Here is a 10,189-nt window from a genome sequence, read left to right as displayed (position 1 = left end):
AGGGGGGCAAGGGGGGTGAGGGGACCATCCCCTTGTGGGAGAGGGGACAAGGGGCGCATTCCCCCCTCTCCCGGCCCTGCCCCTGTTGCCCCCACCCCCGGCCCTCCCCCACGCGGGGGGAGGGGAGGGGCGGAATAAGTGCCGCCCTACGGGGAGGGCGGGTGGTGTGGATAAGGTGGTGTTCCCCACCGCTGGCGTCGCCTCCAAATGGGGGAAAGAAGCGGGTTCGAAGCCTGCCCTACCACTGTTCACAGGCTCGTTCGGTGACCTGCGTAAATTGTCATCAAAAACCGACTCCTGATCCACATTTGTGAACGCCCTTTTTGCTATTATAGTACTTGTGATCGGTGCCGAGGGCGTTGGCGGAGTCTCGATTCGAGTTGAGTGGGTAACAGGGATGAAATTTCTTCGTTGTTAAAGTGATATTATTCTAATAGAATTTTCTTGCCTGAAAAGCAAGCGAGACGCCTAACTTGGTTTAAGCGAGTACGCAGTATGTTCATTGTACGCATCATCAGTTTCTTTGTCAGTTTCACTCAGTTGCCACGGAGCAGGACGTATGACTGTTTCTGATCCAACAACCGTTGCAGTGAATGTGTTGCGGGCATGGATACAGGCTGCTCTTCATGAGGCGCCACCGCTGGCATTTGCCGCAACGGCGTGGCAGGTCGTTGGTCAATCGCCGCAGGCGGGTTGGCCGGCAATACCTGACCGAATCGCTACCATCTTTACCCGGCTTGAGCAGGGCCAGCAACCGGCAGCGTGGCAAACGCCGGCGCCGTTGCACTGTCACGATGCAGTGCTCTTTCCTCAACCTACGCCGCAACCGCCGGATGATCGTCTGCGCCAAGCGTTGCGCACTGCTTTCCAGCAGGCGATCCAAGCGCCTGATCTGGCTACGCGGCTTGAATGGCTGCTTAATGCGTTGCAGCGCTACGCATGGGCATGGCCATCGCCGTTGGCAGCCGTGTCGCTCTACGACCTTGCCCGCTTGCACGCAGCGGTACAGGCGGCGCACGTCGCTGATCCGCACGGTCAGATCTGTCTTCTTGGCGGCGATGTGTCTGGATTGCAGGATTTTCTCTACAGCATTCCTGCCGAAGGTGCCGCGCGCCAGTTGCGTGGACGTTCGTTCTATTTGCAGTTGCTGACCGATGCTTGTGCGCAGTGGGTGCTACGTGAGAGTCAGATGCCGCTGTGCAATCTGCTTTATGCTGGCGGTGGCCGCTTTTATACTCTGTTGCCCGGCAAAGCCGCCGAGCAGATAGTGACTTGGCGACAGCAGCTTGCTCAAACCTTGCTGCGCTACCATCGCGGCGCGCTGTATATCGCGTTAGGGGCAACGACCCCGTTTGCCCCCGATCAGTACAGTGATCAGACGTGGCCGGCGTTATCAGCGGCGATTGACAGTGATAAACGGCGGCGGTTTGCAGCGTTGAATGAGGATGACTTTGCCCGTCTCTTCGCGCCACGTCCTCTCCGTCCGCCACGGAACGATAGCACTGACGCGCCCGATCCTTTGGGCGAGTCGTTGGCCGAGTTGGGGCGTCAGTTGACCCGTGCAGCGGTGCTGCTAGTCGATACTACTGCGTCGCCGACAGGTGGGGCGACGTGGCGGAGTGTGGTGAGCGAGTTGGGGATTAATTACGAGTTGGTTGGGCAGGTGCGGTTGCCGGTGCAGCGCCGCCGAGCATTGGCGCTCGATGATGAGGCAGCGGCAGCCGATACATCGCGGGCGTGGCTGCTTGGTCAGCGGTATCTTGTTACCGAGGCGTACCGTTTGCGCGAGCACGATATGTCGCGTTACCGTCAACTCGATCCGGTGCAAGCGGATGAGGTGCGTGTTGGTGATGTGGCGCCGTTTAACCTGCTTGCTGCCCTGAGCACCGGAGTACCTCGGATTGCAGTGTTGCGCATGGATGTTGATAACCTCGGTGATCTGTTTGGGCGTGGTTTGCACCGGCCTGCCGGTATTGCCGGTCTTGCCGTCACTGCGGCCCTGAGCAGTGCGCTCAGTCGCTTCTTCGAGGGTTGGGTCGGCGAACTGTGTCGCCGGTTTAATCAGCGTGGCAATGGTGGTATCTATGCGGTCTACAGTGGCGGCGACGATCTCTTTTTGGTCGGGTCGTGGTCACTCATTCCTGAATTGGCGCTGACGATCTATGACGATTTTGCGCGCTACACGAGCAATGCGGTGACGCTCTCGGCGGGAATTACCCTGCACCACGCTGGTTATCCACTGTATCAGGCGGCAGAAGATGCTGGCAATGCGCTCGATGCGGCAAAGGCGTATGAGCATGCCGATGGTCGGCGGAAAGACGCAATAACGTTTCTCGGTCAGACCCTAAGCTGGAGTGAGTTTCGGCAAGCGGTGCAGCTCAAGGACGAATTGCTCGATCTGATCAACCGTGGTGTGCCGCGTAGTGTGTTGATGGCGATCCAAACGATGGCAGTACGGGCACGACGCAGCTTCACCCGCACCGGCACCGAGCAGGTGATTGTGGGGCCGTGGATGTGGCAAGGTGCGTATCACCTGACTCGCCTTGCCGAGCGGTCGGGGAGTGTAAAATCGCAGATTGAGGCGCTGCGCGAGCGTTTGCTCAGCGCTGAGGCGGTGGCGCAGCGGGCGATCTTCCCAGCAGGGCTGGCGGCACGCTGGGCGCAGTTGGTGTTGCGTGGCGGTCGATAGAAGGCATGGATCGTGAAGAAAGGAGCTATGGCTATGGTGCGAACCCAGATGGGCGGTCAACCGGGTAAAGATTCGATCCAAGCGATTGCTGAAGAGCGTTTGCGGGCGATCATCGGCAACACTACGCCTGAGGCCATGCAAGCATTAGTGGCGGAAGCCAATCGGTTTGGCAGAGAGTTGAGCAGCAGTCTCACCACCTCGCAGATTCGCAACATCTTTGGCGAGGTGCGCTCTATCGAGCAAGAGGTGCCGGTTGGCGCCGAAAAGCTGCCGATAACCGTGCAACGCCGACTGCTGATGCTTAAGCCGAAGTTGGCGTATCAGGTGGGACGGTTCAGCAACAATAAGGCGCTCCGCGCTTTTGCCGACACGATCTCGAAGGCGATTGATCTGGTTGGTGACGATGCACGTCGTTTTCATACCTTCGTCGATCTGTTTGAGGCAATCTTGGCCTACCATCGCTACTACGGTGGCAAGACGAATTGAGCAGGGGAGGTTTTTCAGCGATGACAACCCACGCCGTGACTCTGCATGGTCGTATCTTTCTGCGCGCCGAGATTAAGCTGCTAACCGGTCTGCATATTGGTGGTGCTGCCGGCGGGCTTGAGATTGGTGGTCTTGATAAGCCGGTCATTCGCAATCCACGCACGAATCAGCCCTACATTCCCGGTTCGTCGTTGAAGGGTAAGCTGCGCTCGTTGATGGAGAAGGTCTACGGCGCACCGCAAACCTTCCGCGTGAATGATGGTGTGTACGTGCATGTGCCAACAACGCAAGACGAGTATCGGCGCTTTCGCCCGATTGCCGGCGTGTTCGGCACCTTGCCGAGCCACAAAGAGTGTACCGTTAGTGTCCCGACCCGCCTCGCGATCCGTGACGTGCCGTTGACCAAAGAGTCCGAGCAGGAGCTGCGCCAGTTGCGCACCGATCTGCCCTATACAGAGGTGAAGTGGGAAGCAGCAATTGACCGGGTGACCTCAGCGGCTGCACCGCGTCAGATTGAGCGAGTGCCGGCGGGAGCGGTCTTCGGCCCGGCTGAGGCCGTCTACAGTGTGTACGTTGGCAATGGCGAACAAGTGAACGAGGTGGTCGAGCTGTTTGGTGCATTGCTGGAGGCTTTTGCCTACCTTGAAGATGACTATCTCGGTGGGATGGGGTCACGCGGCAACGGGCAAGTGCAGTTGCAACAGGTGCAGATTGCGGCGCGCCGGCTTAGTCCCGGCGTCTCGAATGAGGTACAGCAAGTAGTAGCAGCGCCGACGTTGCGCGAGCTAGATCGTACACGGGTGATAGCTGAATTGCAACGGCTCTTTGCTGCCTGACCGCGTCTGCATGCGCTCATATCGAGGCGTGGTGCGTAAGCTGAGAGTTCCTCATCCCTTACGAACGTCGCTCGGCACAGCAGGCTAGCGGTGTGAAGAAGGAGAGTTATGACCTGTACCATCCCTTCTCATCGGGAGTCATCGCCGAGCGGGACGCTGAGATTGCGGGGAGACCTAGCGGAGCTTGATATGCCTACATTTACCGTTTACCAGCTCGTGCCGCACGCGCCTGCGGCTTCGCTTGTGTTTCATTTTGGTCGGCAAGGGATTGGGTTAGAAGAGACGAGTGAGACACTCGCTTCTGATTCACTCTTTGCTGCGCTCGTGGTACAGGCAGCCGTGAGCGAAAGAGAGACTGCTGCCGACGGTGGGCCGGCATGGGCAGCGCCGTTTGTAGAGGGGAATCCGCCGCTGCGCCATAGTTCGTTGCTACCGACCATTGGCGGCCTCCCGCTCTTGCCGCGACCACTGTTGCCGTTACGCCCCGCGACCGACGCTGAGGTAGTAGCGAAGCAACTGAAAAAGCTGCGCTACCTCTCGCCACAGCTCTTCACGGCAGTATGCCAAGGAAGCTCGTTGCCACTGCAGATTATTGCTCTCCAGCAAGGCAAAGTCTGGATCAGTGAAGCGGAAGCGCGGCAGTTGCCACCGCCATGGAAACCGGCGAATGGCGAGCCAGACGCTGCGTGGCGGGCACGGTTGCGCACTACGCCGCTCTGGCAGGTCGATGCGATCCCCCGCGTCACGCTTGACCGGCGCAGCGCCGCTTCTGCCTACTATGAAGTGGGGCGGGTACTCTTTGCGCCGGGGGCGGGATTGAGCATACTGGTTGCGTTTACCGACCCTACGGCGCAGACCCGTTTCGAGCGCTTACTGACATTGTTGGGCGAGAGTGGCCTCGGCGGCAAACGTACCAACGGCTACGGCGCGTTTGCGTGGCGACGCAGCGAATTGACCTTAGCACTACCCGGCCCGCACCGGCGCGCCGTGCTGCTTTCGCGCTACATCCCGACGAGGGAAGAATTGGCGCTGGTGCGTGATGAACGATCGACGTACCAATTCGTGGATGTGGGTGGGTGGCTGCTGGCAGCCGGTGGCGTCACTTCGCGGCGCAAACCGGTGATGATGATCGCCGAAGGTGCGGTGTTGGCAATGGTTGATCGGCTGCCAAGCGGGCGAGTGATCGATGTGCGGCCCGATGATACAGTGTTGCACCCGATCTACCGCAGCGGGTTGGCGCTGGCCGTGGGGGTGCCTGATGAGCAGACTGCGGCAGCGTCTGGCGGTTGATACCCCATCTGGTCGTGTGACGTTCACGTCGCGAAAGGAGTGTTATGCCCATCAATCACGTCTATCGGCTGCGCATCGAAACGATTAGCCCGCTGTGCGTGCTCAGCGGGAAGACACTGCTCAGAGAGATTGATTTCACCGTCATCAACAAAATGACCTACGTCATTGATAGTGACGCTGCGCTTGAGGTGGCGTTGCAGCGCTGGCTTGAGCGCCAACCCAGTCCCGAACAGCGTCAAGCCGAGCTGTCCGCGCGCGAAGAGAAGCTACAACAGCGGAAGCAACGCAACATCGCTGAGATTGCCCGCTTTGAGCAGTCGCCGCCGCGCGATCCGCGCAAGGCCGCAAAAGAAGAGCAGCGGCTGGCGACTGAAGCCGAGAAGATCAAAGAAGCCTTTGCCCGCCTACGCAAGGAACGTGAGGAACTCGCTGCGACTGGCGGTGTAGGGCCGGTCGTGCCACCTGAGCTGCTGCGTAACAGTGGCTTTAGCGATCTGCTCGAGAGCAAATTGCTGACGCCTGACGATCTGACTGTTGGTTCGCCAATTGTGCGCTACGCTTACGCTGGTCAGCCTGAAGTGAAATCTGAATACAGCGCAATTCTCGCCTGCGTGAAAAACCCTGCTGACCGCCTCTACCTGCCCGGTTCATCGCTCAAGGGGGCATTGCGCAGCGTACTGGCGTGGGCGCTGGCGTCCGAGCGGGCGACGAGACAGTTGCAAACGTACACCGATGAGCGTGACAACCGTCGCGTAGCTAGGCAGATTGAACAGGCCATCTTTTACGGGCGCAAGGTGCGTAATGACCAGCGAGTGAGCCACGACATGTTGCGTGATGTGCTGCGTACTGTTCATGTGAGCGACAGCCAACCGATCGCCCAGAGTCCGCTGCTCTTGCAAGTGCGCGTCTTTCCGCGCGGCTCACCGATTGCTGTCGAAGCTATTCCTGCTGGAGTTACTTTCACTGCCGTTTTGCAGATTGAGCAATATCCGTTTACCAACCGTGATGCACGTGCAATTATTGACTTTGGCGATTGGGCGCAACGGTTACAACCGGCAGCGTTAGCGGCAAGCGGACGACAACGAGCACAAGGGTTGATCGAAAGCGAACTGGCATTCTTCAAGCGACATACCGCTGCTGCCGAACTTGTTCGCTTTTACGACCGCATCGCTGATCGCTTGCGGCAACTCGAAGGCACAACAGCCTTTCTCGTTCCGCTCGGCTGGGGTGCCGGTTGGCGCTCGAAGACGCTCGATAATCGCTTACGCGGTGAGCAGCGCGAGGAAGCGTTTGTACAGGCGGTCAAACAATACAACATGAAACTCAACCGTCAGCGCTCAGAACGGTTTCAACCCGGCGATGCCTTTCCGGCGACGCGCAAAGTCATTATGCGTAATGGCCAACCGTGGCTGCCGTTGGGTTGGGTGTGCGTGACGATTGAGGAACGGAACGGTTGAGAAACGGTTCACGACGATCCATATCCATCCGTGGCCTATGCGACAAAAGAAGGTGGGCAACAGACCACGGATGGGTATAGGGTCGGGTGGGTGAACCAAGCCGGGCTAATCCGTCACGATCCGTGCGCACCCATGAGCCGTTTCGCTGTAAGGAGGCAACTGAGTATGACCATCCTCATCATGTGCAATGTTGGCAACAGCGATCTCATCGCCGACGGTCAGCGTCCGCAGCGTCCACGACCTGACGGAGAAGCGCTCTGGCGCACATTTGCCGATCATCAGTTCGACCTGCCGATCATCGCGCCGTGCTTGAATTACATTCGCCAACAGCATCCGCACGCATCGGCGCGTCTGATCTGCTTTTACACCGACCAGCCGGAAAATCAGATAACCACCCGACCTGATCGCTTCGGTGTTAGCTTGCGTGACAAAGATACGATCTGGTTCGCTCGGATCGCTGCACGGTGGGTGCAAACGCAGTACGCTGACTGGATAACCGAGGTGCATACCGAGCGGATTGAAAGTAGGCATGGGCCAGACCTCAATCCAAGTGTTTACGATGAGGTGTTTGAAGCCTATACCCACCTGCTGGCCCGTCTGGCTGATCCAACGGTTGAAGTATGCTACATTCTTACCGCCGGCGGTATTCCAGCCTGTAACTTTGCTCTGCAATTGCAAGCCATTATCGCCTATGCCGAGCGCTGCCGGTTCATCTACCCGCCTGAAGGCGGTCGCGTCACCGAGCTACGGATTGGCGAAAAGATGCTTGAATCCTTTCAGCGCATGAACGCGATAGCTGCACTTGAACAGTACAACTTCCCGGCAGCGTTGCTCGGTGCGCGGCGGGCTAAGGTAGCTGATTGGATCGTGGCACTGCTTGAGTATGCCGTCTACCGTGAGGCATTCGACTTCCAACGCGCCCAACAGGCCATCGAGCGGGCCGAACGGCACGCCAGCGGGTCGCAGCGCGCTTTCTGCGCCGAACTACGCGACAATCTGCGCCAGCTCAGTGAGTACAGTGATCCAGCAGCGTTGCTCTGCGAGGTTGCCTACAATGCCGAGATTGCCTACCGCAATGGCCGTTACGCCGATATGCTTGGCCGCATCTTTCGCTTCCAAGAAGGTGTGCTGCGCTTGGTCGTCGAGCGCTATCTCAGTTTGCCGACCGATTTCAGCAAAGAGGTGCGTGAGGCGAATTTGGCTCGCTATCTCGAACAGATTGATGCTCATCCTGATCTGCGCTCCCATCTTGAAGCGAAGACCATTGATGGCAAGCCGCTGCGCTATCGTGATGGCCCCAACCGACCGGTAATGCAAGCAATGCTCGAATTTGTCCGTGATGGCGGTAAGCGGGCTGATGGCACGCCATTTGCTACGAAAAAAGAGCGGGAACGGCTCGGTGCAGTTAAGGCGATGCTTGACCGGCTTGACAGGCTGGCTGAGCTGCGGAACCAGAGTGTGATCGCTCATGGCTTTGCCGGCGTATCGCGCGAGGCAATTGAGGCAATTTACAAAGACGATGCTGAGAAGATCATTACCGATTTGCACAACATTATGCGCCAGCTCGACATTGCTGACACTGAGTCGCCCTTCGACCGAATTGCCGAGCGGGTACGGAGCGAACTGCAACGCAGCCTATGAATGCACTCTTGATCTGTAACGTTGGTACTCGTGATGTCAGATGTGACGAGCTGCCCAAAACTGCGTCCCGTGAACGGCAGTGGGCGCAGACCGCGCTCGCGCAGTACGATGAACTGCGCACGAGCTTTACCCTGCCAATCATTGGTAAGGCACTAAGCTATCTGGCCGAACGAGGGGTTGTGCTCACCCAAGTGATCTTGATCGCTTCTGATCAGCCGGACACTGTCACGTTTCGAGATAGCGATACCGTATATTCGGCAGCGATTATTGCCCGGCTGCTCGCCGATGGATTGACACCCTACTCACCGCTTGCACCCGACCAAATTATCACGTGGATCATTCAAGACGAACAGGGCCGGGGAAGTGATCCATCAGACTACGACGGCACGTTGCGTTTTCTCGAACGCCAACTGCTGTCGTTGGCGCAGCGCTATCCTCGACACACCGCATTTCTCGAAGTGACCGGTGGTACACCGGCAATGACGACCGGCCTGCTCATTGCCGGTACTGAAGCTTTCGGTGGCCGCACCGAAGTGCTCTCGATCCCACCACAACCACATGCAGCGCCAGTCGCGCTCAATACCGGTCGTCGGCTGTTAGCGGCACCGTTGCGCGCTACGCTGCGTTCCAACGCTGACACTTACGCCTACGCTGCTGCGGCCAAAACCCTGCTCGAACAAGAAGCTATCATCACCGACCGACTTAATCCGGTAGCAGCCTCGTTGCTTGCCCCGCTACTCGCCTATGCCCATCATCGTTTCAACTTCGATTTTCTCAACGCTCGCCGCGCGTTGGAAAAAGTTCAGCGGGCTGGGCCATGGCAAGACGCGATCAACGAGCTACGTGCTCAAGTGACCCAAGTCGACCGTTCTATGCGTTTGGCCGAGGTCGTGCATGCTGCCGCCGCTCGCTATGAAATTGGATTGTACGCCGACTTTCTTACCCAAGTGGTACGTTTTGAAGAAAACCTACTGCGGTATCTGTGTCTCCAACACGGCGCTCGTTTTCGTAATCGGCGCGGTCTACCCGACGACGATGGGGTCTACCTTGCCCGTGAATGGCTCCAACGGCAGTCGTTCACGCTTTCCCGCGACCGCGACCTGAGCCGTGATTTGCATGCCGATCGGTCAGTGTTGCGCGAGCTGCTTGAAAAGCTCATAACCCCGCGGCATAACCTGCTAGTCTCAATTGCTAAGCTCGATAATCTCGTCAAGCGGCGCAACGAGCTGACCCACAGCCTCGAAGGCGTACAAAAAGCCGGTCTAGCCCGTGCGTTTGCTGGCGATGCAGCCCATCCATCGGCAGCCGATCAGATTGTGCCGCACTTGCGTCAGCTCTACGAACAGGCTTGCGGTAAGACATTGCCAGAGTCGCCGTACCGAAGGATAAATCGGTTATTGGCGAGTCTGTTGCAGCCGTAGCAGGGGCGGTGGTTACAAGCTCGCACTCCCATTCAGAGACACAGACGCACAGATACCGAGTAGCAAGCCGGGGATGAGGGAGCACCCCCTTGTGGGGGAGGGAAGGCGAGAGTGTTTCTTACCTTTCAAGAAGCTGGCTCCCCTCCCCCCTTGTGGGGGAGGGGCTGGGGGTGGGGGCAACAGGGGCAGGGCCGAGGGTGAGGGGAATGCGCCCCTTGCCCCCCTCTCCCACGCGGGGATGGTCCCCTCACCCCCCTTGCCCCCCTCTCCCACGCGGGGATGGTCCCCTCACCCCCCTTGCCCCCCTCTCCCCCGCGGGGATGGTCCCCTCTCCCCCCTTGCCCCCTCTCCCACGCGGGGAGAGGGGGG

The 10,189-nt window shown here is 58.7% G+C and carries 7 protein-coding genes; all 7 read left to right on the top strand.

Annotated elements, in window-relative coordinates:
- The first annotated feature begins 559 nt into the window (after positions 1–559).
- Positions 560–2,689: a type III-A CRISPR-associated protein Cas10/Csm1 gene (cas10, locus tag Q1A59_RS17630; RefSeq protein ID WP_298406341.1), complete on the top strand. Its 2,130-nt coding sequence runs from the start codon at positions 560–562 to the stop codon at positions 2,687–2,689.
- Positions 2,690–2,722: 33 nt separating this feature from the next.
- On the top strand, positions 2,723–3,175 hold the full coding sequence (gene csm2 / locus Q1A59_RS17625; protein ID WP_298406343.1) for a type III-A CRISPR-associated protein Csm2: 453 nt from the start codon (positions 2,723–2,725) through the stop codon (positions 3,173–3,175).
- Positions 3,176–3,195: 20 nt separating this feature from the next.
- Positions 3,196–4,011 (top strand): type III-A CRISPR-associated RAMP protein Csm3, encoded by an 816-nt coding sequence (gene csm3, locus Q1A59_RS17620; protein ID WP_298406345.1) that lies wholly within the window; start codon positions 3,196–3,198, stop codon positions 4,009–4,011.
- Positions 4,012–4,200: 189 nt separating this feature from the next.
- A complete protein-coding gene (gene csm4 / locus Q1A59_RS17615) occupies positions 4,201–5,301 on the top strand; it encodes a type III-A CRISPR-associated RAMP protein Csm4 (protein ID WP_299645315.1) in 1,101 nt (366 codons plus the stop codon).
- 44 nt (positions 5,302–5,345) lie between these two features.
- Entirely contained in the window at positions 5,346–6,758 is a 1,413-nt protein-coding gene (gene csm5 / locus Q1A59_RS17610) for a type III-A CRISPR-associated RAMP protein Csm5 (protein ID WP_298406349.1), read from the top strand.
- 165 nt (positions 6,759–6,923) lie between these two features.
- Complete coding sequence (locus Q1A59_RS17605) at positions 6,924–8,399, top strand: hypothetical protein (protein ID WP_298482936.1); 1,476 nt, start codon at positions 6,924–6,926, stop codon at positions 8,397–8,399.
- Complete coding sequence (locus tag Q1A59_RS17600) at positions 8,396–9,820, top strand: hypothetical protein (protein ID WP_298402288.1); 1,425 nt, start codon at positions 8,396–8,398, stop codon at positions 9,818–9,820. The genes Q1A59_RS17605 and Q1A59_RS17600 overlap by 4 nt, the downstream gene beginning before the upstream one ends.
- Positions 9,821–10,189 lie beyond the last annotated feature (369 nt).

The sequence above is a fragment of the uncultured Chloroflexus sp. genome (assembly GCF_937951745.1).
Lineage (GTDB): Bacteria > Chloroflexota > Chloroflexia > Chloroflexales > Chloroflexaceae > Chloroflexus.
This window is presented reverse-complemented; position numbering and strand designations above follow the sequence as displayed.